Genomic DNA, 25,376 nt, shown 5'->3' with positions numbered 1-25,376 from the left:
AATGTAGGGGGTCGGCCCCGAGTCCGCGAGGGCGACAATGACCACGGTGTCGTGGTAGCCAAGCGGCCCAAGGCGCATGGTTGCTAACCATGTGGCGTCAAGCCTCCGGGGTTCAAATCCCCGCCACGACGTCGATCACCCACTCGCACCCGGCCACGAGTCACGGGACCCACAACCGCAACCCGCAGCATGGAACCCCGTGACCCGTCGCCGGCGAGAGCCGATCAACGAACCACAGACGACCTACAACACATGAGTGAGGAAGAACCGCAAGAACAGGAGGAAGACGAGCTTCAGTACTTCGTCCGGATCGGGAAGACCGACCTCGACGGGACGAAGTCCGTCGAACGCTCGCTCGCCGAGATGAACGGAATCGGCCGACGTGCCGCCCGGATCATCGCGGAGGAAGCCGGCGTCGACCGTACGGCGACGTTCGGTGCCCTCGAGCAAGAGACGATCGACGAAGTCGTCACACTCGTAGAGAACTACGCCGACGAGGTCCCAGAGTGGCTCACCAACCGCCAGAAGGACTTCTACACCGGCGAAACGACCCACGAGATCGGCAACGATCTCCAGTTGACCCGTCAACACGACATCAACCGCATGAAGATGATCGACTCCTATCGGGGAGTCCGTCACAAGCGCGGCCAGAAGGTCCGCGGCCAGCGGACGAAGTCCACCGGCCGAACGGAAGGGACCATCGGCGTCAACGTCGAGGAGATCCGCGAAGAACAGGCCGAGGAAGCCGCAGCGGAAGCGGAGGATGACGAATAATGCCGCTGGGATCCAACACCAAGCAGTACGAGACGCCGAATCACCCCTACCAGGGCGAGCGCATCTCGAACGAGCACGCGCTGCTCGACCGCTACGGCCTGAAGAACAAAGAAGAGCTCTGGCGAGCCCAGTCCGAACTTCGCTCGTACCGACGCGAGGCTCGTGACCTGCTCGCCCAGCCACAGGACGAAGCGACCGTCATCAACCGGACCGAGGAGTTCCTCGGACGCCTCAAGCGCGTCGGGATCCTCAACGAAGGCGACGAACTCGGCGCCGTCCTGAGCCTCGAGATCGAGGACGTCCTCGAGCGCCGTCTCCAGACGGTCGCCTACCGCAAGGGACTGGCCCAGACGCCACAGCAGGCGCGCCAGTTCATCACGCACGGCCACATCGTTCTGGACGGCCAGCGCCAGCGAGTCCCGTCGTACGTCGTCGACGTCGACGAGGAGGACCTGGTCGACTTCGACGAGAACAGTCCGATCGCGGACGAACTCCACCCGGCACGAGCGGAGGGTCAATAACATGGCAGACGACGACAAATGGGGCATTGCCCACGTACACGCATCGTTCAACAACACCGTCATGACCGTGACCGACCTCACGGGTGCGGAGACGATCGCGAAGTCCTCCGGCGGGACGGCGGTCAAGCAGAACCGCGACGAGGCATCGCCGTATGCGGCCATGCAGATGGCCGAGTCCATCGCCGACGAGATCAAGGCGGCCGGCATCACCGGCCTTCACGTCCGCGTTCGCGGTCCCGGTGGCAACCTACAGAAGTCCCCCGGACCTGGCGCGCAGGCGACGATTCGCGCGCTCGCCCGTGCGGGTCTCGAGATTGGCCGCATCGAAGACGTCACGCCGATCCCCCACGACGGATCGCGCGCACCCAAAGGCAAGGGCGGCTACTAGATCATGACTGAAGCGTACGACGTCGAGTTCGTCGAACGCGACGACCGGAGCGCCCGCTTTCTCGTCCGCGGCCTGACGCCCGCGTTTGCCAACGGCATCCGCCGGGCGATGGTCGCGGACGTGCCCACGATGGCGATCGACGAGGTTCGCTTCATCGAGAACTCGTCGGTGATGTTCGACGAGCAACTCGCGCTTCGGCTGGGACTCGTCCCGCTGACGACGCCCCCGGAAGGCGAGTTCGTCGAGGACGACACCGTCACCCTCTCGATCGACGTCGAAGGACCGGCGACCGCCTACTCGGGCGACCTGGTCACGAGCGACGACCTCGTTCGACCCGCCGACGAGAACGTCCCGATCATCGACCTCAAGGACGGGCAGCGCCTCGAGGCCGAGGCCGACGCCGTGATCGACCGCGGCAAGGACCACGCCAAACACCAGGGCGGCGTGGCCGTCGGCTATCGCCACTTACAGCGCGTGACCGTCGAGGACGACCTCTCCGAGTTCGAAGACGAGGAACCACAGATCGTCCGCGGCGTGATCGAAGAGGACGGCGAACTCGTTCCCACGAGCGAGTTCGGCCACGACCTCTCCGAGCGCTACCCCGGCAAGCAAGTGCGCGTCGAGGACGTGCCCGGCGCGTTCGTCTTCCACGTCGAGACCGACGGCTCGTTCAGCGTCGAAGAGCTCGTCACCCGCGCGGTCGATTCGATCGATCGGCGCGCTGCCGAACTCGAGGAAGCCGTTCAGCTGTAGCGACGTACCGAACAACGAATTACGAACAACACACGAACACCAATGATCCGACGTCCCACCCCCGTTGACACACACGCTGGGTCGCCATCGACGGCCGTCGAGGCCGCGAGCGGCGAAACTGGCAGCCGATCGGACTCCCAAATCGAAAGGGGTTTTACGGGGCGACGGGTACGGAGGAGTGCGAGCAGGGATAGCCAAGTCAGGCCAACGGCGCAGCGTTCAGGGCGCTGTCTCGTAGGAGTCCGCAGGTTCAAATCCTGCTCCCTGCATCACTTCTCCGATCGAAATCAGACGTCGACTGCTCGAGTGACGGCTTCGGCCGGGTCTCGAGCGTTCGTTGGCGTCTCGACGACTACGACTACGATTGCGACTACGACCGCGATTGCGGCTGCGACTTCGACTGCACCTGCAATCGCGACGCAGACCGAATCTGGAGGAAACCAATGAGTACAAAGACCAATCCGCGACTCACCGATCTCATCGCCGAGTTGAAGTCGACGTCCCGACAGCGGGACGCGGCCGTCTGGCGAGATATCGCGGACCGTCTCGAGAAGCCCCGCCGCAACCACGCGGAAGTCAACCTGGGGCGGATCGAGCGGTACGCACGCGAGGAAGAGACCGTCGTCGTCCCCGGCAAGGTGCTGGGGTCTGGCGCACTGCAAAAGAACGTCACCGTCGCCGCCGTCGACTTCTCGTCGTCGGCCGAGACGAAAATCGAACAGGTCGGCCAGTCGGTCTCGCTCGAGCAGTTGCTCGAGGAGAACCCCGACGGGTCGAACGTCCGGGTGATCGCCTGATGAGCGTCGCCGAATACGACGCCGACGTCGTCGTCGACGCCCGCGACTGCATCCTCGGCCGCGTGGCCAGCGAGGTCGCCCAGCGCGCCCTCGACGGCGACCGCGTCGCCATCGTCAACGCCGAAGATGCCGTGATCACCGGCGACAAGAACGACGTGTTCGAGACCTACCAGACGCGCCAGCAACTGGGCTCCGACAGCGGCCCGTACTACCCGCGTCGTCCGGACGCCATCCTGAAGCGCGCCGTTCGCGGCATGCTTCCCGCGAAGAAGCCCCGCGGCCGCGAGGCACTCTCGAACGTCCGCGTCTACGTCGGCAACCCCTACGAGGGCGACGACGACTACGAGGCCGAGGTCCTGGAGGGCACGTCGCTGGACCGACTCTCGAACATCCGCTTCGTCCACCTGCACGAAGTCTCCGAACAGCTAGGTGCTAACGTCACATGGTAACGAACACGAGTGGAAAGAAGAAGACGGCCGTCGCCCGCGCCACGGTGCGCGAGGGCGAGGGTCGCGTCCGAATCAACTCCCAGCCGGTCGAGCTGGTCGAACCCGAGATGTCCCGACTGAAGATGCTCGAGCCGTTCCGCATCGCGGGCGACGACCTCCGCGACGGCATCGACGTCGAGGTTCACGTCGAAGGTGGCGGCGTCAGCGGCCAGGCCAACGCCGTCCGCACCGCCATCGCTCGCGGCATCGTCCAGCACACGAACGACGCCGAACTCCGCGACGCGTACATGGAGTTCGACCGCTCGCTGCTGGTCAACGACGTTCGACAGTCCGAACCCAAGAAGTGGGGCGGCCCCGGCGCACGGGCTCGCTACCAGAAGTCCTACCGCTAAGGTGATCAAGATATGATGGTACCGGTCCGGTGTTTCACGTGCGGTAACGTCGTCGGCGAACACTGGGAGGCGTTCGACGAGCGAGCGAACGAGGGCGACGAGGACCCACAGGAGGTCCTCGACGACCTCGGCGTCGATCGCTTCTGTTGCCGACGCATGCTCGTCAGTCACACCGACCTCGTCGACGTCGTCTCACCCTACCAATGATGCAACAACGCCACAACCGATACGAGAAGGCTCGCATCCTCGGCGCTCGAGCGCTGCAGGTGTCCTACGGGGCACCAGTGTTGATCGACACGGATCAGTCCGAACCGATCCTGATCGCAGCCGAAGAGTACGACGAGGGCGTGTTGCCCTTCACCGTCCATCGAGGAGGGAAATGACGCGCATCACCGACGTTCGGCTCCGGGAAGTGCTGGACTCGCGAGGGAACCCGACGGTCGAGGCCGACGTCCTCACCGAGAGCGGCGGATTCGGCCGCGCCGCGGCCCCCTCGGGTGCCAGCACGGGCGAGTACGAAGCGATCGAGCGGCCGGCCGGCGAGGCCATCGCCGCCGCCCGCGAAACCGTCGTCCCGCGTCTCGTCGGTGAGGCCTTCGCCGGCAATCAGCGCGAGGTCGACGGCATCATTCGAGCGGCCGACGGCACCGACGACTTCTCGGAAATCGGCGCCAACAGCGCGGTCGCCATCTCGATGGCCGCCGCCAAGGCCGGCGCCGACGTGCTCGGCGCACCGCTGTTCCAGCATCTGGGAGGCACCTTCCGCGGCGAGAACTTCCCGGTTCCGCTCGGAAACGTCGTCGGCGGTGGCGAACACGCCGCCGACGCGACGGACATCCAGGAGTTCCTCTCGGCACCGGTCGGCGCCCCGAGCGTCGCCGAGGCCGTCTTCGCGAACGCGGCGGTCCACGCCGAAGTTTCGGAACTGCTCCACGAGCGCGACGTCCCCGCCGGCAAGGGTGACGAGGGCGCCTGGGCGCCGTCGATCGACGACGCCGAGGCCTTCGACATCGTCGACGAGGCGGTCTCGACCATCGAGGACGAGGTCGGCTTCGAGATCCGGTTCGGTCTCGACGTCGCTGCCGCCGAGATGTACGACGAGGAGTCGGGTGTCTACGAGTACAGCGACACGACTCGAGACACCGACGAACAGATCGCCTACGTCGCCGACCTCGTCGAAGAGTACGACCTGGTCTACGTCGAGGACCCCCTCGACGAGAACGACTACGAGGGCTTCGCGAAACTCACCGAGGAGGTGGGTGACCGGACGCTCGTCTGTGGCGACGACCTGTTCGTCACCAACACCGAGCGCCTCGCTGCGGGCATCGAACAGGGTGCGGCAAACAGCATCCTGATCAAGCCCAACCAGATCGGGACGCTCACCGACGCCTTCGACGCGATCGAACTCGCTCGCGCGAACGGCTACGAGTCGATCGTCTCTCACCGCTCGGGCGAGACCGAGGATACCACGATCGCACACCTCGCCGTGGCGACGGACGTCCCGTTCATCAAGACGGGCGCCGTCGGCGGCGAGCGAACCGCCAAACTCAACGAACTCATCCGAATTGCAGACGATGCGACATGACTGAGGACAACGCACAACAGGACGGACTCGACGCCGCCGAGGCGGAGATCGACGAGGAGCCAGCCGAAGGGGCCGGCCCCGCCGCCGAATCCGCCGACGAGGACGTCGAGTCAGTAGACGAACAGAACGCCGAGGCCGCGGAGGCCGCGGACGAACAGGAAGAAGCAGAATCAGCCGGACCCACGCTCGACGACGACGTCATGAGCGACGAGGAGGCCGACCTCCTCATCCCCGTCGAGGACTACCTCGGCGCCGGGGTCCACATCGGGACCCAGCAGAAGACCCAGGACATGGAGCGGTTCATCCACCGCGTCCGGACCGACGGGCTCTACGTGCTGGACGTCTCGAAGACCGACGGCCGCATCCGCACGGCCACGGACTTCCTCGCGAACTACGCGCCCGAACAAATTCTGGTGACCTCGAGTCGCCAGTACGGTCGCTTCCCCGCCGAGAAGTTCGCCGAGGCCGTGGGTGCACGCGCTCGCACCGGGCGGTTCATTCCGGGCACGCTCACGAATCCGAAGTACGACGGCTACATCGAGCCGGACGTCGTGGTCGTCACCGACCCCATCGGTGACGCCCAGGCCGTCAAGGAGGCCATCACGGTGGGCATTCCGGTCATCGCGATGTGTGACTCGAACAACCAGACGAGCAACGTCGACCTCGTCGTCCCGACGAACAACAAGGGGCGCAAGGCGCTGTCGGTCGTCTACTGGCTGCTGGCTAACGAAACCCTCGATCGCCGTGGGGCGGAGCCCAGCTACGCGCTCGAGGACTTCGAGAGCCTGGTGTAAGGTCACGTTTCGATTCAGATCGTGTTTTGCGCGACTGCGAGTTCGAGCCAGTGAGCGTGAGCAACAGCACCAGCGCTCTCGGCGATATCAGAGCGGCTAGCGAGCGAAAACTGGCTCTCGAGTTCGAGGAGAGACTTACTCGCCGGCGACGACCTCGAGTCGCTGGGCCGTCGGCACGGTCCAGCCCCGCGAGAGGGCGAGCACTCGCGTTCCGACGGTGACGATCGCACAGGCCGCGGCCGCGAGGGTCGCGTCGGCGGCGAGTACCGTGAAGAGCCAGTAGGCGCTCCCGCCGAGGACGGCGCAACTGGCGTAGAAGTCCTCGAAGAGGATGAACGGGGACCGATCCAGCAACAGATCGGCGAACGCACCGCCACCCACGGCGTTGATCGTGGCGATGGCGACGACGCCGAACGCCGGCAAACCGATTTCGATGGCGACGATCGCTCCCGCCGTGGCGAACGCCGCGAGGCCGACCGCGTCGGCGTACAGCGTGATCGGTCGGTCGTCGGGCGCCTCGAGCCAGGCGTAGAGGAGGACCGCCAGGCAGACGCCGAGGAGTCCGAGGGCAATCTCCCCCACGTTCTGCAGGGCGAGCGGGACACGGCCGACGAGCACGTCGCGCGTCGCGCCGCCGGCGAACGCGGTCACGAGGCCGACGACGGTGACGCCGAAGAGGTCGAACTCCGCCCGAATCGCTTTGACGGATCCGACCAGGGCGAACGCGACCAGTCCGATCGCGTTCATCACGAGGAAGGGGTCCACGACGAGCGTCTGGAATCGACTCACTACGAGTGGCCACGGGCGAGACGGTATTGACTGTGTCGGACGACCGCTCGCGACTCGAGGCGCTCTCCGGGACAATTCGTACCTCGAGCCAGAATCCAATACTACAAATTCTATAGTTCTCGGCGCAGTCCGGCTACCGGGATATTCGTCCTGGTGCGTCGTGAGGCGAGAATTGAACGCTCGTCATTCGGGCTCGAGGCGGCGCTCGATAGCCCGTTCGACCGCTCGGATCGCGTCCGGATCGACGTGCTGGTGAACCGGCAGGAGGACGACCGTCTCCGAGAGCCGGTGGGCCGTCTCGTAGGCGTAGTCCTCGAGCACCGGCCGCGAGAGCCGCGGCCAGGTGTGCACGCCGCCGACGCCGTGGGACTCGAGCAGGCGACGAAGCCGTTCGGGTCGGTCGGTCCGGACGGGGAAGACCTGGGGGCAGGCCCCCGGTGGGAGCGTCTCGAAGAGGGGGTCGACGTCGGGGCGATTCGTGAGCAACGAGGTCCAGGCGCGGTAGTTCTCCCGTCGGCGCGAACGGATTTCGTCGGGGTTCGATCCCGCGATTACCAACGCCGACAGTCGCGACAGCCGCCGTTTCGACGCCTCGTATCGTCGATTCGGATCGGGAATCACCTCGCCGCCGCGATTGGTCCTCGAGAACCCAGTGACGGCGTCCTCGAGCGACGGACACCGAGCGAAGGCGTCGGACGCGAGCGATTTACAGACGAACTCGAGGTCCGACCGTCGAACGCGACCGTCGACGCCGGCGAGGGTGGATGGCTCGAACCGGGCCGAGACGTCCGGATCCGAGAGGTAGAGCACCGCCCCGTTCGGGATCGCCAGCAGTTTCCACAGGCTGGTCACGCCGACGTCGCCTCGCGTTCCGAGCAATCGACCACGCTCGAGGCTGAGCGGGCCATGGGCGTTGTCCTCGACGTGGGAGCAGTCGTACTCGTCGACCAGCGTCTCGATCACGTCGAATTCCGGCTGGGGAAATCCGAAGTAGTTCACGGAGACGACGGCGAGCGTCCGGTCGTCGATGCGGGACTCGAGGTCCCGGCGGTCCGGCGCGAGCGACTCGGTGATGGCGTAGTGCCGGGGTTCGAGGCCGAGTTCGCGAATCGGCTCGACGACGGCGTCGGGGAGGTACGCGGGGAGGGCGACGTTCGTTGCCCCGTCTCCGTCCATCGCCAGGAGCGTCGCGAGGCCGTCGCGGAGCGCAGCCTTGCTCGAGCCGTAGTACGCCATTTCATCGGCACGCCGCTCGAGGTAGGAGGCGACGGTCGGGCGTTTCGGGCGAGACGCTGAAGGAGTGTCGTCCGCGAGCGCACCCGTGGCTCGGAATCGAGTCGGTCCAACGATTGCCTGCTCGAGGAGAGGACGTCCACCGTCGCGGATCGACGCGAGCACCGATGGCGTTCCCCCGATCATCGATTCGCCCACGTCTGCCTACAGTCGGTCGATTTCCGTCCTGCCATCGTCGGCGAAACCACGGACAGCCACCGGCTTAGTGATGCGGACGATACGAATCGGTTCGACCGTTCAACGTCGACTTACAGCCCCCCGGAACCCCGCTGTATCGTCCGCCGACTGGGGGAAATCTCGACGTACACGGTCAATACAGTCGCATAACAATGGCGCCGACAGCCAACACTCGAGTATGGATGACGACGGACCACAACTGCTCGTCGTAGGGCTCGACGCCGCCTGTTTTCCGGTGCTCGAGCCACTGTTCGAGGCGGGAACGACGCCGACGCTTCGTCGCCTGTTCGAGGTCGGAGCCTCCGGCCCGCTCGAGTCACAGTTGCCACCGTGGACGGCGAGCGCCTGGCCCAGCCTCTACACGGGACAGAACCCGGGCAAACACGGCGTCTACGACTTCCTCCGGTTCGAGGGGTACGACTGGGACGTGGTCAACGCTTCGCACGTTCGCGCCCGCCCGATCTGGGAACTGCTGAGCGACCACGGCCTCTCGAGCGTCGTCGTCAACGTGCCCGTGACCCACCCGACGCGAGAGTTCGACGGCGCGCTGATTCCTGGAATGACCGCGCCGGAGGATCCGCCGTGCCATCCCGAAGGGATTCTCGAGGAGATTACAGCCGAGTGCGGCGAGTACTGGGTCTATCCCCGGAGCGGTCCCGAACCCGAGACGTCGATCGAGAGCTACGAGCGGACGATCGAAGGGCGAGGACGGGCCTTTCGATACCTCCTCGAACGATTCGACCCCGCGTTCGCCTTCCTCCAGTTCCAGCAGACCGACTCCGTGTTTCACGAACGTCCAGGCGAGAAACGAGCCGTCGAGGCGGTCTACCGGGCCGTCGACGACCAGCTCACCCGGATCATCCTCGAGTTCGAACCGGACAACGTCCTCGTCGTCAGCGACCACGGCATGGGTCGAGTCGAGGGCTGGGAGTTCCGTATCAACGAATTCCTCCGCGACCGCGGGGACGTGGTCACCAGGAGCGGCGGCGAGGGGATGCCCACCTGGTCGCGAGCCTGGCAGAACGACCTGCTCGAGGGAGAATCGGCGGGCGCTCACGACCGGAACACGCTCGAGCGAGCGATGAACCTGGCTGCCCGGGCCGGTATCACCACCCAGCGCGTCGCAAACCTGCTCGATCGCGTCGGGGTGAAGGAGGCCGTGGGAAAACGAGTGCCGAACGACGTGATCCGGTCGGCGAGCGAGCAGGTCGACTTCCCGAACTCGAGGGCGTACCTCCGCTCGAAGAGCGAACTCGGCGTCAGGATCAACCTCGAGGGACGAGAGCCCAACGGCCAGGTGTCGACCGGGGAGTACGACGCCTACCGGCAGGCCCTCATCGAGGACCTCCGTGCCGTCGAGACGCCCGACGGCGAACCGATGTTCGAGGCCGTCGAGCCGCGAGAGGCGGTCTTCGACGGGCCCGAACTCGAGCGCGCACCCGACATCGTGACGGTTCCGGCGGGCTTCGACAACGCGGTCGTCGAGGGACTCGAGGGCGAACACTTCGCCGAGCCCTGGGAGACCTGGAACCACAAGCGAACGGGCGTGATCGCCGCGGCCGGGACGGCCTTCGACGAGGACGCCTCGCTCTCGGACGCGACGATCTTCGACGTCGCGCCGACGATCTGCTCGTTCTTCGACGTAAACGTCGACGCGGCGATGGACGGCGAGGTCCTCCCGGTGGTCGAGGCGAACGAACGCGTCGCGTACCCGAGCTACGAACCGGACGCGATTACGGCCACCGACGACGCGACCGTCGAGGAGCGACTGACCGACCTGGGGTACCTCTGATCATGGGCATCGAAATCGAACGGCTGGACGTCCGCGAGGACGCCGACGAGTGGAACCGGTACGTCGAGCGCGCAGACCGGACGCACCCGTTCTACCGGGCCGAGTCGCTCGCGCTGCAGGCGGAGGACACGAGCACGGCGGTCCACCCGCTGGTCGGGTTCAAGGGACAGGAGGTCGTCGGCCTCTTTCCCGTGTTCGAGTTCAGGAAGGGGCCGATCACGAGCGCGTTCTCGCCGGCGCCGTACTCCTGGAGCTGCTATCTCGGACCGGTCACGTGCAATTTCGAGAAGCTGAAACGGCGCAAGGCCGACCGGCGGATGAAGACGTTTCTGGAGGAGAGCCTCGAGTGGATCGACGAGCATCTCTCGCCAATGTACGCCAAATTCGAGTCGGTTCGCATCGGCGACGTTCGCCCCTTCGTCTGGAACGGCTACGAGGTCGACCCGACCTACACCTACGTCGTCGACCTCGGGGACGACCCCGACCGCTTGCTCGACACCTTCAGCGGCGACGCCAGGTCCAACGTGCGAAACGCCGAGGATTTCGAGGGCGTGTACGTCGTCGAAGAGGGGTCGATCGACGACATCGACCGGATCATCGAGCAGGTCCGGTCGCGCTACGCGAGTCAGGGTCGGTCGTTTCACCTCTCCGCGTCGTTCGTTCGGTCGCTCTACGAGGACCTCCCCCGAGGGTCGGTCCGGCCGTACGTCTGTCGCGTGAACGGTGACGTCCAGGGAGGCATCCTGGTGCTCGAGTCGGACTCGACGCGGTTTCGCTGGCAGGGTGGGGTGAAACCGGACGCGGACGTCGACCTGCCGGTCAACGATCTGCTCGACTGGCACGTCATGCGCGACGGCCTCGAGGCCGGCCTCGAGCGCTACGACCTGGTCGGAGCGGGCGTGCCGAGCATCAACCGCTACAAAGCAAAGTTCAATCCGCGTCTCGAGACCCACTACACGGTCACGTCTGGGGCGTTCGGACTCGACGTGCTGATCGACAGGTATCGGAAGCGAAAGTGAGACGAGGGAGGGGAGGTGTGGGGAAGTGGTGGACGAGCGATGAAGCGGCCGACGAGCGAGAGACGATGGCAGGTCATGTCCGGGAGGTTTCCGGCAGGTCACGGCTCGAGGGACGAACCGACGGCTCACCAGGTGAGCGATCGAAGAATGGGTGGCCCGATAGTGGTGGTGCGATGGTGTGACAGGGGTACGGGGCGGGCCACCCCCGACCGAAGAACGGCCGAATCAGCCGTTACAACTCGCCGTCGACCGTGTAGATCGACCGGCGCGCGTCTCGCAGCGACGGGCGGCTGTCGACACAGTCGACGTTCTCGAGTTTCGTGAGCGCGTAGCGGACGGTCCGCGCGCACAACCGAGACTCCGTCGCAATCTCTTCCTGGGTCATCGCGCCCTCGTACTCGAGCACCTTGTAAACCAGTTTGGCACTCGGCGGGAGGTCGCTTACCAGTGTACTCTGCGTCGATTCGTCGCTAGTGTGTTCGGTATCTGTGACGCTCATTGGTCGAGGCGGGTCGGTACGTGATTCGACCACGGACCGCACTATCAACGGCGCCCATCGTTCACGGAACTATGCGGTCACTATACGTCGATACACTGTGATTGACTCGCCTCGAGACTGAAACCCGTAAAATGGGTCGTAGCGGCGATTTTCCGCCAGTACAACGATCTCATATAGGGTGTATAATCGTTTCTGCCGTAGCAAACGAGGGTCCGGTCGGGCGTGTTCGACGCGCTCGAGTCCGGAACGCCGACGCGGAGATGATGCACCCGTACGTAAGGTATTTGGACGCCGGCCGTGGTGATTCGTGCATGGCCAGAACCTCCTACCAGGAACAGCTTCTGGAGCTTCGATCGGACATCTGTTACATGGGTGAGGTCGTCATGGAACGCCTCCGGATGGGCCTCGATGCGCTCGAGCAAAAAGACGAGGACCTTGCCCAGGAGGTCATCACGGGTGATGGCGAGATCAACCGAATGTACCTCGACCTCGAGCAACAGTGTATCGACCTCCTGGCGCTCCAGCAGCCAGTCGCCAGCGATCTGCGGTTCATCGCCTCGTCGTTCAAGGTCATCACCGACCTCGAGCGGATCGGCGACCTGGCGGTCAACCTCGGAGAGTACACCATCGACGCGGAACAGGACCTCTTTCCCGACGTCGACGTGCAGGCGATGGGCGATTTGACTCTCGAGATGATCGACGACGCATTGCGAGCCTACGACGAGGAGGACGTCGACGCCTGCCGAGAACTCGCGGTTCGGGACGACGACCTCGACCACTTCGCCGAACGAGCGAGCGAGATCGTCGTTCGGGATCTCATCGAGCGGGAACTCGACGCCCCCGACGAGGTCGAAAGCCTCCTCCAGGACGTCTCTCGACTCCTGTTGACGATTCGAGACCTCGAACGGGTGGGCGACCACGCGGTCAACATCGCTGCCCGGACGCTGTACATGGTCGAGAACGACGACGAACTCATCTACTGAGTCGCCGGCTCTGTTGAGTTCCTTCGTAATTGATAGGAATCGCGTGCTGCATACAGAGGGTGGATGCAGCGAATCAGAACTGTTATGACATTCAATCACCAAATAATTCCAATGAGAATAAACAAAACTCATGTAACTCTTATTGGTCTTCATATAACGGTTCTCGGAGGGTTCCTCCGCATCGATGACTATCTCACTTGGCAATTGACCGGTGGGGGAAGAGCATCCCTTCCCCTTGTTTTGCTTTATGGTGGACTTCTCATAACACTCGGATCACTTCTCATATCCGAACCGACAGAAGATAGTCACTAAAACCTCCTTCTTGGATGATTCATCGGTGGATTATGCTGAGGATCTTCTTCACACGAAGTGAGTCAAGCCTCATACGACACTCGCCCTCTGAGTTCAGCACGGGTTGTTCGAACTACTGAGTTTCTGTCAGGAGCGGCGTGACCGACTCAGAGGATATATTCAGCACGATTGCTGTGTTTGTTTCACGTTGAGAAAGTTGGACCACCCGCTCACTACGCTTGCGAATCAACCACCGGTATTCATACAGCTACCTTTATATGAGTCAAACATGAGTACATACTTGTTCTTGGTTCCGTCCCTTATCGCAGTCATGATTCTATTGTCATTGAGTGCGTTCTTTTCCAGCAGTGAGTCAGCGATCTTTTCACTCCCGGATGAATGGGTGGAGACTACTCCCGAAGACAGTACACGAGATAGTCGTATGCTCCAACAACTCCGTGCGAACCCGCATCGACTCCTCGTCACACTGCTGGTCGGGAACAACCTCGTTAACATCGCCATCACCAGCATCATCACACTTCTTGTTGCACGGTTCGTTCCCCCTGGGTTCGCCGTCGTAATAGCAACACTCAGCGTCAGCGTTCTAATCCTCGTCTTCGGAGAAATCGTGCCGAAATCGTACGGGCTCGGCCATGCAGAGTCCTGGAGTCTCCGCGTCGCCCGCCCGATTTCGTACGTCGAACGCGCACTGGGTCCACTCGTTGCGTTGTTCGATACCGTCACTCGGTGGCTGACGACGCTTATTGGGGGCGACCCACATGTTGAGAAACCATATCTTGACGACTGAGCGGCTATACTCTCCACAGGTTGTATCAACCAATCTGTATCGCCGCTTCTCACTGAACGAGGAGTGACCGATTCGCGCCCTGTATTCAGCAGTCTTACCGAAACCTATCACCGCTCGAGGGGTTTAACGAAGCCGAGTCGCCCGCGCTGCAGTGCAATTATGGTCGCCGACCGGTCCTTTTTGCTGCGGTCACCGACCAATCCTGGTTGCTATCGCCTCGAGGTCGAGTCCGTTCGTCCGCCCCGTCGCCACCAGCGCGTGAAAAATCGACAGTATCGCGAACGAGGAAATGACGAGGCCTGCGGCGGCGAGCGCGGGGAGCGGGAGAACGCCGCCCGCCGCCAGACCGACCAGGGCGACGCCGAGACCGGAGAGGGCGAGGTACGGTCGCCACCACGCTCGAGCGCCCTCGGATTCGTCATTGCCCTCGACTCCATCCCTGGCCTCGGAGGGGGCGAGGTACTCGTCGAAGTGTTCGACGAGCGCCAGCGGGGTGACGGCCCCGCGGTCTTTGTGATAGCGCACGACCCCGTACTCGTCGAGTTTGGGCAGGTGCGTCTGGTAGAGCGAGATGTAGACGCGCTGGCGCTGGCGGGAGGTCAACTGCTCCGTCGTCGTCTCGTGTTCGCGCGCGGCGACCCACTCGGCGAGATCCCGGACGTCGACAGGTTCGTCGCGGCGGCGGAGGTACCGGAGCGTATCGCGACGACGACGCGTCTGTAAAATGTGATACCGGTCATCAGGAGGAAGCGACGACGGGGAGTCACCCAAACGACGCCCGTCGGTCGCTGACGCTTCCCCGACCGCTAACGCCGGATCCGGCGGGGTGGACTCCCCGGGGCTCATTTGTACGTTACCCGATACGTAAACCACATCATATAAATTGATGGATTCACCTATCACTTTTGATAGGACGGTGAACATCGGTTCGAACCGATCGACCGAACGACGGCTCACCGCCGAGTCAGCCACGAACATATATCCGTGATCCGGCCACATCTACGAGTATGCGCGTCACGTTTCTCGGCACCGGCAGCGCAATCCCGACCGGTGAACGGTTCCAGACCGGGTTGCTCGTCCAGAACGAGGGACGGACCGTCCTCGTCGACTGCGGTGCAGGCGTCCTCCAACGGCTGCAGCAGTCGGGCGTCGGCTTCGAGGCAATCTCGAGCGTCCTCCTGACCCACCACCACCTGGATCACGTCTCCGATCTGCTTCCGCTGATGAAAGCCCGGTGGCTCGCCGGCGAAGAACACCTCGAGGTCGTCGGCCCGCAGGGAACGAAGTCGCTCGTCGACGGGTTGCTCGATGTCCACGAGTACATGCAGGACAGACTCGAGTTGCGGGTCAGGGAGGTCGTGGCTGGCTCGTTCACGGTGGCTGACTTCGACGTCGAGGCCTACGAGACGCGTCACTCGCTGCCGTGTCTGGCCTACCGCTTCGGTGACTACGTCACCTTCAGCGGCGACACGGAGGCGTTCGCGGGGCTGGCGAACTTCGCCGACGGCTCGGCAATCTTGATCCACGACTGTTCGTTCCCCGACGACGTCGACGTCTCGAACCACCCGACGCCGAGCGAACTCGGGAAGGTCCTCGAGGGCCACGAAATCGGTCGCGTCTACCTGAGCCACCTCTACCCTCACACGGACGGCCGCCACACGGAGATGCGCGAGTCGATCGCTCGTCACTACGACGGCGACGTCCGATTCGCCGAGGACCTCCAGACGATTTCGGTCGAGTAGCTTCGGGCACACCGACTCGAGACGCACCGTCATCAAGTTATATACTCGCGGCCTGTCAACGGCTCATCGAATGCAGGGAGACGGGTCGCACGGTCAGCAGGTGGTCGCGTGAGGCGACGCTCCCGACTGGTCGAGGCGATCACGACCCACGCACGGTTCGTGCTGGTCGGTTGTCTCCTCGCAACGCTACTCTTCGGCGCGGGGATTCCTGCCCTCGAGACGGACACTACCCTCGAGCAGTTCCGGACCGACACCCCCGAAAGCGAGGCGCTCGCGTACGCCGACCGCCACTTCGAGGAACGGGGCGAGAACACGACGACCGCGCACGTCGTCGTCACCGACGAGAAGGCCCTCGAGCGCGAGTCGTTGCTCGAGGGGCTCCGATTCCAGCAGTCGCTCCGCGATGACGAGGCGATCGGGCCGACGCTAGTCGAGAACGACTCGACGCTCGGAATCGAGAACGTCGTCGCTACGGCAATTATCCGGCTGGAACAGGCGGACGCCCTCGAGGTACGCGCCACTGAACTCGAGACCCGGGTGAGCGACCTCGAAGAACGGATCGACGGCCTCGCGTCGGCGCTCGAGAGCGTCGGCTCGCTCCAGGCCGACTACGAGGCCCTGAACGACTCCTACGCGGCCGGCGAGGTGAGCGACGAGGAGTACGACCGGCGGGCGGCCGCCATCGAGGCCGACCTGAACGCGACGGTTTCGAACGCGACGGCCGACCTCGATCAGGAGCGAACCACGCAGTTCGAGCGGGCGGCCGCGACCGTCCGAGCGATCGAAAGTGAGATGGCCGACCTCGAGCGCCGGCGAGCCGCGGGTTCCGTCACGGACCGGGAGTACGAGGCTCGAATGGAGACCCTCGAGGACGACCGTGAACAGGCTATCGTCGACGGCTCGCGCTGGCTCTTCGGCGACGACCTCCAGTCCCTCCAGCAGGAAGCGCGGGAACTCGAGGCCGAACGCGACGGGGTCGAGCGCCTCGACCGACCGCCGCTCGAAGAGCAGATTTCGGCCCTCGAACGTGCCGACGACGACCGGTTCGACCGGGCGATCACCCTGGTGCTGGCCGAGGGCGGCCCGGGAAGTGCGGCAGCGCTTCGCCTCCTCCCGTCGTCGTACGAACCGGGATCGCTGGAATCCGACGAGCGACTGCTGCTCGTGACCCAGTCGCTCGACCGCGGGGCAGGGCCGCCCGGCGAGGTTGGTCCCGACATCGTCGAGAGCCAACTCGCCCTCGAGGAGCGCGTGCTCGAGCGCGGCGAGGAGAACCTGGTCTTCGGGATGGGACTGGTGGCCGACGAGGTAGACCGCGCGGTGGCCGATAGCCTCGTGATCGTCGGCCCACTCGCGCTACTCTTCGTGATCGTGGCACTCGCCATCGCCTACCGCGACGTTCTCGACATCGCGCTGGGCGTCACGGGTACGGTGATGGTACTCGTCTGGACGCTCGGGATGGCCGGGTGGGCCGACGTCGCGTTCACGCAGGTGTTCGTGGCCGTTCCCGTCCTGCTGATCGGGCTCTCGATCGACTACGCGATCCACGTGGTGATGCGCCACCGCGAGGAACGCGAGGGCGGGGGCAAAGGCGAGAGCAAGGACGATGGCAAAGGCGAGGACGAGGACGTCCGAACGACCGACGACGTTCGAACCTCGATGGCCGGCGCACTCGCAGGGCTCGCAACGGCGTTCGTACTGGTCACCGCGACGACGGCCATCGGCTTCCTCGCCAACGTCGTCAGCCCAATCGACCCCATCAGGGAGTTCGGGGTCGTGAGCGCCTTCGGCATCGTCTCCGCACTCGTCGTCTTCGGGACCGCAGTCCCGGCCGCGAAGGTCGAACTCGACGCCGCCCTCGAGGCGCGGGGCGTCGACCGTCGTCGACGAGCGATCGGTGGGAGCGACCGGGTCGCCCGAACGCTCTCCGTGGGCGCGATGGCTGCCCGGAAAGCGCTGCTCGTCGTCCTCGTCTGCGCCCTGCTGGTGACCGCCGGCGGCGCCTACGGGGCGACACACGTCGACACCACGTTCGACGAAACTTCGTTCCTGGCGGACGATCCCCCGTCGTGGACGGCACACCTCGGCCCGCTCGCCCCCGGCGAGTACCGGATGCAGTCGACCCTCGACGTGCTCGAGGAGCGCTACCAGCGCGAGGGCGGACAGGTGCAGATCCTGTTACGTGGCGACGTCACGGCAGGCAATACCCTCCAGCGAGTCGAGGATGCGTCGGCGCGCGCAGAGGCGAGCGAGGTGGTGTACGTGCTCCCCGACGGCGAATCCGACGTTCGGTCGCCTCTGTCGGTGATGCGGGCGACGGCCGACGAGAGCGAGTCCTTCAATGCGACGTTCTCGCTGGCCGATCGGACCGGAAACGGCGTGCCCGACCAGAACCACCTGGGCCTCTACGACGGCCTCTTCGAGTACAACCCCGACTCGGCGAGTAATCTCGTCTACCGCAGCGAGACGGGCGAGTACGAGGCGATTCGACTGGTCGTCGGGGTGCAGACCAGCGCCGAGAGCGACGAGACGGCTGCGGAGATGCGGTCGGTCGCCGCAGTGCTCGAGGGCGACGGCGACGCCGTCGACGCCGTCGCAACCGGCGGGCCGCTCACCACCTACGCACTCGAGCGCACCCTCTTCGAGAGCGTCGTCGGCGCGCTCGCGGTCGCACTCGGGGCGATCGTCGCGCTGCTCGCCGTCGGCTACCGGGTCACGGGCCGCGGGGCGACGCTGGGCGCGGTGGCCGCGGTTCCCGTTGTCGTCGCCCTCGGCGCCACGCTTGGGACGATGGCCATCCTCGGCCTCCCGTTCAACGTCCTGACCGGGATGGTGGCGAGCCTGACGATCGGCCTCGGGATCGACTACAGCGTCCACGTCACGACCCGGTACACGCACGAGCTCGGGGCGCTCGAGGCCGGCGAAACCGCGTGGGACGCCCTCGAACGGACGCTGTCGACGACCGGCGGCGCGCTGGCCGGGAGCGTCGTGACGACCGGCTGTGGCTTCGGCGTCCTCGTCGTCGCCCTCGTCCCGTTGCTCCGGCAGTTCGGCCTGGTGACGGCGCTGACGATCGGGTACGCCTTCCTCGCGAGCGTTCTCGTCCTGCCGACGCTACTCGCCTGCTGGACGCGGTATCTGGCCCCGGAACCGTATCGCGTTCCGTCGCTCGCGGTCGCCCCCTCGAGGAAGTCGCTGTGGTCGCGGCCGACTCGAGACGACGATCGCGAGTGAGCTGCGTCGCCACGCGAGTCACCTGACCTCCAATGGCCTGTCAGCCACTGATTCTGTTAGTATAATCGTAACAACGAGTATTTATGCGCTGATTTAGTAGGATCGTAACAACAGAATGGTGCCCTCAGCAGTTCGAGACGAGAACGGAGGCTCGAGATGAGCCTCGCCGATCGCATCGCCGGAACGATCACGAGCCACAGCAAGGCGGCGCTCGCGGTCATGCTCGTGCTCACGCTCGTGGTGGGCGCCGGCGCACCGATGGTCGACGACGACTCCTCGCTCGGGCAGTTCGAGAGCGAATCGCCGGAAGTCGCGGCTTCCGAGTACATCGCCGAGAACTTCACTGTCGAAGGCGCGGAGAATACGACGACCGTCCAGGTGATCGTCCGCGGCAACGGCGAGAACGTCCTCTCCCAGGAGTCGCTAATCGACTCGCTTCGCTTCCAGCAGGCGCTTCGCGAGAACGAGTCGATCAACGCGACCCTCGTCGGCGAAAACGCCATCACCGGCGTCGAGAACATCGCCGCGATCACCCACATTCGAGGCCAGGAAACCGCCGAACTCGCCGAACGCGGCGCCGAACTCGAGAATCGGACCGAACGGCTCAACGAGACGAGCGAACGACTCAACGAGTCGCTGGTGACCGTCGTCGGCCTCGAGCGAGAGTACGCCGCGCTCAACGCCTCCTACGAAAACGGCGAGATCGACGAGGGAACGTACGAGGAGGAATCGGCCGCAATCGAAACCCAACTCGAGGAAACCACCGACGAAGCGACTGCGGATCTCGAGTCCGAGCAGGCGGCGACCTTCGAGACAACGGTCAACGACCTCCGTGCTGTCGTCAACCAAGAGGCCCAGCTCGAGCGCCAGTACGAGGCTGGCGAGGTGAGCGACGACGAGTACGAGACCCAGTCCGCCGAACTCGCCGAGCAACGCGAGGGACTGTTCGAGCAGGGCACCGCCGGCGTGCTCGCCGACGAGTGGGCGCAACTCGAGGAAGATAGCGAGACGCTTCAGGCGGACCAGGAGGCCCTCCAGACTGCCGACCAGCCGTCGCTCGAGGAACAGATCGAGGCCCTCGAGGGGCTCGACGACGACGAGTACGAGGAGCTCATCGCAGACGTCCTATCCGACGACGGCGAGGACACCACCGCACTCGCGTTCATGCCCGCGGATTACGAGCCGGGCGAGACGTCTGCCGAGGCGCGAATGCTGTTCGTCACCCAGACCTCCGAGGGTGGCGGCATGGCCGAGATGGGCGGTGGCGGCGGACCCGCACTCGACGCCCAGCTCGACATGCAGACGCTCGCGAGCGAGCACGACGGGGTCGAGGAGTACCTCATCTTCGGTGCGGGCGTCATCACGGACGAGATCGATCGGTCGATGGGCGACAGCCTGGCCATCGTCGGCCCGCTGGCGCTGCTGTTCGTCGTCGCGGCGCTCGCCATCGCCTACCGCGACCTGATCGACATCGCGCTGGGCGTCCTCGGCATCCTGCTGGTGCTGGTCTGGACGTTCGGCTTCATGGGCTGGGCCGACATCGCGTTCAACCAGATGTTCGTCGCCGTACCCGTCTTATTGATCGGCCTCTCGATCGACTACGCGATTCACGTCTTCATGCGTCACCGGGAGCAACGCGAGGACGAGCGGACGACCGACGACGTTCGCGGGTCGATGAAAGTAGCGCTCGCCGGCGTCGGCATCGCCCTCGTCTGGGTGACCGCGACGACGGTCATCGGGTTCCTCTCGAACCTCATCAGTCCTATCGCCCCCATCCGCGACTTCGGCATCGTCAGTTCGTTCGGCATCGTCGCGGCGCTGGCAATCTTCGGCGTGCTCGTCCCCGCCGCGAAGGTCGAACTCGACGACCTGCTCGAGTCCCGCGGGTTCGACCGGCGAAAACGAGCGTTCGGAACGGGGAGCGGCCGGTTCAGCGACGCTCTCACCCTCGGATCCACGGCCGCACGCAAGGTGCCCCTCGTGGTCCTCGTCGTGGCACTCCTGTTGACCGCAGGTGGGGTCTACGGCGCGAGCCAGGTCGACACCTCCTTCAGCGAGGAGGACTTCCTCGCGGAGAGTCCGCCAGCCTGGACCGACAACTTGGGGCCGCTGAGTCCGGGCGAATACAACGCCAAGTCCAACCTGAACTACGTCAACGACCACTTCCAGCGCCAGGACGTCCGCGCCCAGGTTCTGGTGACAGGCGACGTCACCGATCCGGAGACGCTCGAGCGCCTGGACGCGGCCGAATCGGCCGCCGCCGCGAACGAGGACGTCGTCTACGTCCTGCCGAACGGTGAGGCCGACGTCTCCGGGCCGCTGTCGACCATGCGCGACGTGGCCGCCGAGAACGAGTCGTTCAACGAGACCTTCACCGCCGCCGGCGGCGGGCCCGACTCGGTGCCGACCGAGAACCTCGAGGGCGTCTACGACCACCTGCTCGAGGTCGAACCGTCGGCCGCCCAGTACGTCTACCGGACCGACGACGGCGAGTACGAGGCGGTCCAGCTATCGATCGCGGTCCAGGGTAATGCCGACCTCGCGGACGTCACCGCGGAGATGCGCGCCATCGCGGACGGCATCGACGACGGCGGCACCGACCCGCGCTGGGAGGCGACCGCTACCGGCGACCCGATCGTCAACCACGTCGTCGAGAACGACCTGATGCAGACCGTCCTTGAAAGCCTGCTGATCACGCTCGTCGCGGTCGTGGTCTTCCTCTCGCTGGCCTACTGGTTGACGGGGAAGGGCGCGACGCTGGGGGTCGTGACACTGTTGCCGGTCGCGCTCGCGGTGAGCTGGATCCTCGGCTCGATGTATCTGCTGGGGATGTCGTTCAACGTCCTCACGGGGATGATCACCAGCCTCACGATTGGACTGGGCATCGCCTACAGCATCCACGTCAGCTCCCGGTACATGCTCGAGCTCGAGCGCCAGGGGAACGTCTGGACGGCCATGGAGACGACCGTCACCGGCACCGGCGGCGCGCTCCTGGGCAGCGCCGCGACGACCGTCGGCGGGTTCGGCGTCCTCGCGTTCGCCATCCTGCCAGTCCTTCGCCAGTTCGGGATCATCACCGGGCTGACGATCATCTACGCGTTCCTCGCGAGCGTGATCGTCCTCCCGACGCTCCTGGTGCTCTGGACGCGCTACCTCGGCCCCGACCTGTCGAGTGCCGACTGGTCGACCGACCGGCCGACGCCGGCCAGCGACGGCGGCCGCGAGGCCGGCGACAGCGGTCACGAGACCAGCGACGCGACCGCCGGAGGTGACGACGAGTGAGCGCGCCGACCGAGAACGACGCCATCGAGTCCTTCGAACGACTCGGACTGACGAGCTACGAAGCCCGGGTGTTCATCGCGCTCCAGCAACTCGGCTCGGGCACCGCTCGAGACGTCGCGAGCGTCGCCGACGTCCCCCGCTCGCAGGTCTACAGCGTGGCCGAGAGCCTCGCCGACCGCGGACTCCTCGAGATGCAACAGTCCAGTCCCATCCGATACCGACCGGTGAACCTCGAGGAAGCGCGTTCGATCCTCCGCTCGCGCTTCGAGTCAGAACAGGAGCGCGCCTTCGACTACGTCGAGCGCGTCCGGGAGGAACCCGGGGGCGAGGAAGAACAGGAAGACATCTGGACGGTTCGCGGCCGAGCGCGCATCGACGACCGCGTGGTCGACCTCTGCTCGCGCGCCGAAGAGCGCATCATATTCGGCGCGCGACTCCCGCCGCTCGTCACCGACGAAATCGAACAACTGCTCGAGAGCAGCGCCGAGGAGGGCCTCGAAGTGACGGCCGTGAGCGCCGAACCCGAAGTCCGGTCGCGGTTCGAACGGCTCGAGGGCATCGCGGTGTTCGAGTCCCCGGAACATCGCCAGGCCGACGATCGGTCGGGACGGATCCTGATCGTCGACGACCAGACGATTCTACTCAGTGTCGTCGACGACGACGGGAGCGAAACCGCCATCTGGAGCGCTGACTCGCTGTTCGCCTCGGTGTTGATCCAGTTGATCGAGGCGAACAGCGAAGCGCGCGGACGGGCAGAGTAGCTGGCTGTCGCGGGGCTAGGACAGCTTACTCGAGTCGATACCGCAACAGCGCCGCGATACCGCCGAGATTCGAGAGTTGTTCGCCCGGCGGGAACTCGCTCGAGAAGACTGTCACGTCGCCGCCTTTCTGTTCGGCCGTCCGGACGACGTCGTCGACGTTTATCGCCCAGTCGCCCTCGGGACCGCGTTCCTTGCGGAGCTTCTCGTCCAGGACGAGCAGTCGTTCGATGGCGCCGTATTCGGCGGCCTGGGCGACCGCCTCGGGGCCGTAGGCCGCTTTCGCTCCCTCGGCGATCCGTTTCGTGAGTTCGTCGATGTAGGCGGCCTCCGACTCGATCCGGGTCTCCTCCTGGACGTCCGCGACGGCACCGCGTTTGAGCACCTCGTGGACCCCGCGGTCGCCGACGCCCGCAGTGTCGACCATCGTTATTTGTTCGGCAACCTCGGGGTGATTGCGCTCGAGGTGCTTCAGCGCGTCCTGTTTCGTGAACCCGGGCCCCGCGAGGATGATCGCGTCGACCTCGAGACGCGAGAGGATGGTACCGAGCTCGGCGAACAGTTCCGAGCGGTCACGGGCGTACTCACCTTTCCCCGTCGGGCCTGTGATCGAGGCTCGTTCCTCGGTCCCGTACTGGGCGACCGTGTGGACGTGGGCCTCGCCCTCCTCGACGGTCGCGATGGCGACGTCCGGGTTTTCGGTGGCCTCGGCGGCCTCCTCGAGTCGCTCGTTCTGGTCGGGCTTGAACCGCTTGTCGATCGAGAGTTCGTCGCGGGCCTCGACGTTCAGCGTGTGGTGAAAGCCCAGCTGGTCCTCTCGGGAGCAGGCGACGATCTCGCCGCCGACCCGGAGTCGGTTGGCGAACTTGTGGAACTCGACGTCGTCGACGGCGATGGCGACCCACATGTGTTCGCGCTCGCCGCCCGTATCGCGCATCTGCTCGTCGTCGCGCTGGATTCGCCGGGTGGTGTCGCCGGCGACGCGGTCGCCCGGTTCGAGGACGTACTGGAGGTGCCAGAGGTCGTCGACGCTCTCGGGGACGACCGTCACCCGCTCGCGCCCGCCCTCGAGGGGCTCGCGACTCTTGATCTGCATACTCCGTGATGAACGCCGGTGGGGTAAGTTACCTGCGGTCGGCCGCGGTTAGGTGTCGAACCGGCTCGAGCGCGTCTCACGCCGTGAACAAATTTCACGAGATGAGGATATCAGGGTCGACGTGGTGAGGGACGTACGCACATGTCAAACGACACTCCCGCACCTGACGTGACGGACGTCGCGGAGACGACGATCGCCGACGAACGAACCCAGGAGACGAGCCTCGGACCGGACGAGAACGTCCTCGGGGCACTCTCGTACTTCACCCTCGTCGGCGGGCTACTCGTCTACCTGCTCGAGGACGAAAACGAGTTCGCCAGGTTCCACGCCGCCCAGTGCATCGCTCTCTGCGTCGGCGCGATTGCCCTGTACGCAGGTCTGACGATCGTCGGGGTGACGGTTTCGGTCGTCCTCGGCGACGTCTTCCTGATCGGGTGGCTCGTCGGGGCCGGGCTCTCGATCGTCTCGCTGTTCGTCTGGTTCGCGCTCTTCCTGGTCTGGCTCTACCTGGTCGTGACGGCGTTCCAGGGCAAGCGCACTCGAATCCCGGTCGTCGGGAACCTCGCGGAATCGACCCTGCTCTGATCGGCTCGAGAATCGACCCTGCTCTGGGCAACTCGAGTACACCTTTTCCATAGCCGTGAACCAACCCCGTCGTACTGCGTGGGACGACGACCCGTTCCAGGGCGGCGAAAAACAGCGCCGGTGGGCCGTGAAAACGTCGATCGATGACTGCCGTCGCGCTTAGAACGCGTCACCCTGGAACGACGCGTCGGCGTGGAGGCTGTCCTTCAGCGCGTCGTGGACTTTGCAGAGTTCGAACGCGCGGTCGATGATCTTCTGGCCCGTCTCGTCGTCGACGTCCGCTTCGACGCGGATGTCGAACGCCGTCGACTCGAGTTTGTCGTCGTCGTTCAGGTCACCGGAGACGTCGATCTCGATTTTCCCCAGCTCCTCGACGCCGCGCTGCTGACCGCCGACGCGCAGGGCGGGGACGTAACAGGAGCCGTAGGCCGCGAGCAGGCTCTCGAGCGTGTCCGGGGCCTCCTCGCCGGTGGCGTCGATGTCGACGCTGAAGTCGCGAACCTCGTTCGTCGCACTAAATCCCTCCTCCGAGATGGTGGTGACTTCTTTCGTCATTGCACGTCGACAATCGTGCC

At 65.1% G+C, this 25,376-nt stretch carries 26 protein-coding genes and 2 tRNA genes; 22 read left to right on the top strand and 6 right to left on the bottom strand.

Going from position 1 to position 25,376, the window contains the following annotated elements; genetic code table 11:
- Nucleotides 1–48: 48 nt before the first annotated feature.
- The 13 genes from J1N60_RS09135 to rpsB all read left to right on the top strand — a co-directional run bounded on the left by J1N60_RS09135 (nucleotide 49) and on the right by rpsB (nucleotide 6,453).
- Nucleotides 49–131, top strand: a tRNA-Ser gene (locus J1N60_RS09135).
- 121 nt (nucleotides 132–252) lie between these two features.
- A complete protein-coding gene (locus J1N60_RS09130) occupies nucleotides 253–774 on the top strand; it encodes a 30S ribosomal protein S13 (protein ID WP_312912411.1) in 522 nt (173 codons plus the stop codon).
- Nucleotides 774–1,295 (top strand): 30S ribosomal protein S4, encoded by a 522-nt coding sequence (locus J1N60_RS09125; RefSeq protein WP_312912410.1) that lies wholly within the window; start codon nucleotides 774–776, stop codon nucleotides 1,293–1,295. The genes J1N60_RS09130 and J1N60_RS09125 overlap by 1 nt, the downstream gene beginning before the upstream one ends.
- 1 nt (nucleotide 1,296) lies before the next feature.
- Nucleotides 1,297–1,683: a 30S ribosomal protein S11 gene (locus tag J1N60_RS09120; RefSeq protein WP_253433931.1), complete on the top strand. Its 387-nt coding sequence runs from the start codon at nucleotides 1,297–1,299 to the stop codon at nucleotides 1,681–1,683.
- A 3-nt stretch (nucleotides 1,684–1,686) separates the two neighbouring features.
- Nucleotides 1,687–2,436, top strand: coding sequence for a DNA-directed RNA polymerase subunit D (locus J1N60_RS09115; RefSeq protein WP_312912409.1), 750 nt, complete (start codon nucleotides 1,687–1,689; stop codon nucleotides 2,434–2,436).
- Between the two features lie 184 nt (nucleotides 2,437–2,620).
- Nucleotides 2,621–2,705, top strand: a tRNA-Leu gene (locus tag J1N60_RS09110).
- Nucleotides 2,706–2,879: 174 nt separating this feature from the next.
- Nucleotides 2,880–3,233 (top strand): 50S ribosomal protein L18e, encoded by a 354-nt coding sequence (locus tag J1N60_RS09105; RefSeq protein ID WP_253433925.1) that lies wholly within the window; start codon nucleotides 2,880–2,882, stop codon nucleotides 3,231–3,233.
- Nucleotides 3,233–3,682, top strand: a complete 450-nt coding sequence (locus tag J1N60_RS09100) for a 50S ribosomal protein L13 (protein WP_312912408.1) — start codon at nucleotides 3,233–3,235, stop codon at nucleotides 3,680–3,682. The genes J1N60_RS09105 and J1N60_RS09100 overlap by 1 nt, the downstream gene beginning before the upstream one ends.
- Entirely contained in the window at nucleotides 3,676–4,074 is a 399-nt protein-coding gene (locus J1N60_RS09095; RefSeq protein WP_253433919.1) for a 30S ribosomal protein S9, read from the top strand. Before J1N60_RS09100 ends, J1N60_RS09095 begins: the two co-directional genes overlap by 7 nt.
- Nucleotides 4,075–4,086: 12 nt before the next feature.
- Nucleotides 4,087–4,281, top strand: coding sequence for a DNA-directed RNA polymerase subunit N (locus J1N60_RS09090; protein WP_253433916.1), 195 nt, complete (start codon nucleotides 4,087–4,089; stop codon nucleotides 4,279–4,281).
- Nucleotides 4,278–4,457, top strand: coding sequence for a DNA-directed RNA polymerase subunit K (locus tag J1N60_RS09085; RefSeq protein WP_254160137.1), 180 nt, complete (start codon nucleotides 4,278–4,280; stop codon nucleotides 4,455–4,457). Before J1N60_RS09090 ends, J1N60_RS09085 begins: the two co-directional genes overlap by 4 nt.
- Entirely contained in the window at nucleotides 4,454–5,659 is a 1,206-nt protein-coding gene (eno, locus tag J1N60_RS09080; protein WP_312912407.1) for a phosphopyruvate hydratase, read from the top strand. The genes J1N60_RS09085 and eno overlap by 4 nt, the downstream gene beginning before the upstream one ends.
- Nucleotides 5,656–6,453, top strand: a complete 798-nt coding sequence (gene rpsB / locus J1N60_RS09075) for a 30S ribosomal protein S2 (RefSeq protein ID WP_312912406.1) — start codon at nucleotides 5,656–5,658, stop codon at nucleotides 6,451–6,453. Before eno ends, rpsB begins: the two co-directional genes overlap by 4 nt.
- Nucleotides 6,454–6,588: 135 nt before the next feature.
- Here the strand turns inward: rpsB and J1N60_RS09070 are convergent, their stop codons facing one another.
- Both J1N60_RS09070 and J1N60_RS09065 read right to left on the bottom strand, forming a co-directional pair.
- Nucleotides 6,589–7,200: a trimeric intracellular cation channel family protein gene (locus J1N60_RS09070; RefSeq protein ID WP_312912568.1), complete on the bottom strand. Its 612-nt coding sequence runs from the start codon at nucleotides 7,198–7,200 to the stop codon at nucleotides 6,589–6,591.
- Between the two features lie 225 nt (nucleotides 7,201–7,425).
- Complete coding sequence (locus J1N60_RS09065) at nucleotides 7,426–8,661, bottom strand: DegT/DnrJ/EryC1/StrS family aminotransferase (protein ID WP_312912405.1); 1,236 nt, start codon at nucleotides 8,659–8,661, stop codon at nucleotides 7,426–7,428.
- 229 nt (nucleotides 8,662–8,890) lie between these two features.
- On the opposite strand from J1N60_RS09065, the gene J1N60_RS09060 reads away from it, so the two are divergent.
- Both J1N60_RS09060 and J1N60_RS09055 read left to right on the top strand, forming a co-directional pair.
- Entirely contained in the window at nucleotides 8,891–10,504 is a 1,614-nt protein-coding gene (locus J1N60_RS09060; protein ID WP_312912404.1) for an alkaline phosphatase family protein, read from the top strand.
- A 2-nt stretch (nucleotides 10,505–10,506) separates the two neighbouring features.
- The gene (locus J1N60_RS09055; RefSeq protein WP_312912403.1) at nucleotides 10,507–11,523 is read left to right on the top strand and encodes a lipid II:glycine glycyltransferase FemX; all 1,017 of its coding nucleotides are present in this window, start codon (nucleotides 10,507–10,509) and stop codon (nucleotides 11,521–11,523) included.
- A 232-nt stretch (nucleotides 11,524–11,755) separates the two neighbouring features.
- Here J1N60_RS09055 and J1N60_RS09050 read toward each other — a convergent pair whose 3' ends face one another.
- A complete protein-coding gene (locus J1N60_RS09050) occupies nucleotides 11,756–12,022 on the bottom strand; it encodes a MarR family transcriptional regulator (RefSeq protein WP_312912402.1) in 267 nt (88 codons plus the stop codon).
- 311 nt (nucleotides 12,023–12,333) lie between these two features.
- On the opposite strand from J1N60_RS09050, the gene phoU reads away from it, so the two are divergent.
- On the top strand, nucleotides 12,334–13,005 hold the full coding sequence (phoU, locus tag J1N60_RS09045) for a phosphate signaling complex protein PhoU (RefSeq protein WP_312912401.1): 672 nt from the start codon (nucleotides 12,334–12,336) through the stop codon (nucleotides 13,003–13,005).
- A 580-nt stretch (nucleotides 13,006–13,585) separates the two neighbouring features.
- Nucleotides 13,586–14,104 carry a DUF21 domain-containing protein gene (locus J1N60_RS09040; RefSeq protein ID WP_312912400.1) on the top strand — a complete coding sequence of 173 codons (519 nt, stop codon included), beginning with the start codon at nucleotides 13,586–13,588 and terminating at the stop codon, nucleotides 14,102–14,104.
- A gap of 189 nt (nucleotides 14,105–14,293) precedes the next feature.
- Here J1N60_RS09040 and J1N60_RS09035 read toward each other — a convergent pair whose 3' ends face one another.
- The gene (locus J1N60_RS09035) at nucleotides 14,294–14,950 is read right to left on the bottom strand and encodes a DUF7344 domain-containing protein (protein ID WP_312912399.1); all 657 of its coding nucleotides are present in this window, start codon (nucleotides 14,948–14,950) and stop codon (nucleotides 14,294–14,296) included.
- A 161-nt stretch (nucleotides 14,951–15,111) separates the two neighbouring features.
- Here J1N60_RS09035 and J1N60_RS09030 point away from each other — a divergent pair, with 161 nt between their 5' ends.
- The 4 genes from J1N60_RS09030 to J1N60_RS09015 all read left to right on the top strand — a co-directional run bounded on the left by J1N60_RS09030 (nucleotide 15,112) and on the right by J1N60_RS09015 (nucleotide 23,123).
- Nucleotides 15,112–15,846: an MBL fold metallo-hydrolase gene (locus tag J1N60_RS09030; RefSeq protein WP_312912398.1), complete on the top strand. Its 735-nt coding sequence runs from the start codon at nucleotides 15,112–15,114 to the stop codon at nucleotides 15,844–15,846.
- Between the two features lie 108 nt (nucleotides 15,847–15,954).
- Complete coding sequence (locus J1N60_RS09025) at nucleotides 15,955–19,080, top strand: MMPL family transporter (RefSeq protein ID WP_312912397.1); 3,126 nt, start codon at nucleotides 15,955–15,957, stop codon at nucleotides 19,078–19,080.
- 156 nt (nucleotides 19,081–19,236) lie between these two features.
- Entirely contained in the window at nucleotides 19,237–22,362 is a 3,126-nt protein-coding gene (locus J1N60_RS09020; protein ID WP_312912396.1) for an MMPL family transporter, read from the top strand.
- On the top strand, nucleotides 22,359–23,123 hold the full coding sequence (locus tag J1N60_RS09015) for a TrmB family transcriptional regulator (protein ID WP_312912395.1): 765 nt from the start codon (nucleotides 22,359–22,361) through the stop codon (nucleotides 23,121–23,123). Before J1N60_RS09020 ends, J1N60_RS09015 begins: the two co-directional genes overlap by 4 nt.
- Before the next feature lie 25 nt (nucleotides 23,124–23,148).
- On the opposite strand, the gene J1N60_RS09010 is transcribed toward J1N60_RS09015, so the two are convergent.
- Nucleotides 23,149–24,216 (bottom strand): mRNA surveillance protein pelota, encoded by a 1,068-nt coding sequence (locus J1N60_RS09010; RefSeq protein WP_312912394.1) that lies wholly within the window; start codon nucleotides 24,214–24,216, stop codon nucleotides 23,149–23,151.
- Between the two features lie 141 nt (nucleotides 24,217–24,357).
- Between J1N60_RS09010 and J1N60_RS09005 the strand changes: the two genes are divergently transcribed.
- On the top strand, nucleotides 24,358–24,801 hold the full coding sequence (locus J1N60_RS09005; protein WP_312912393.1) for a DUF4870 domain-containing protein: 444 nt from the start codon (nucleotides 24,358–24,360) through the stop codon (nucleotides 24,799–24,801).
- A gap of 159 nt (nucleotides 24,802–24,960) precedes the next feature.
- Here J1N60_RS09005 and J1N60_RS09000 read toward each other — a convergent pair whose 3' ends face one another.
- Nucleotides 24,961–25,356: an OsmC family protein gene (locus J1N60_RS09000; RefSeq protein WP_312912392.1), complete on the bottom strand. Its 396-nt coding sequence runs from the start codon at nucleotides 25,354–25,356 to the stop codon at nucleotides 24,961–24,963.
- Between the last annotated feature and the right edge of the window lie 20 nt (nucleotides 25,357–25,376).

Origin of the sequence: Natronosalvus caseinilyticus (genome assembly GCF_017357105.1) — an archaeon.
Lineage (GTDB): Archaea > Halobacteriota > Halobacteria > Halobacteriales > Natrialbaceae > Natronosalvus > Natronosalvus caseinilyticus.
This window is presented reverse-complemented; position numbering and strand designations above follow the sequence as displayed.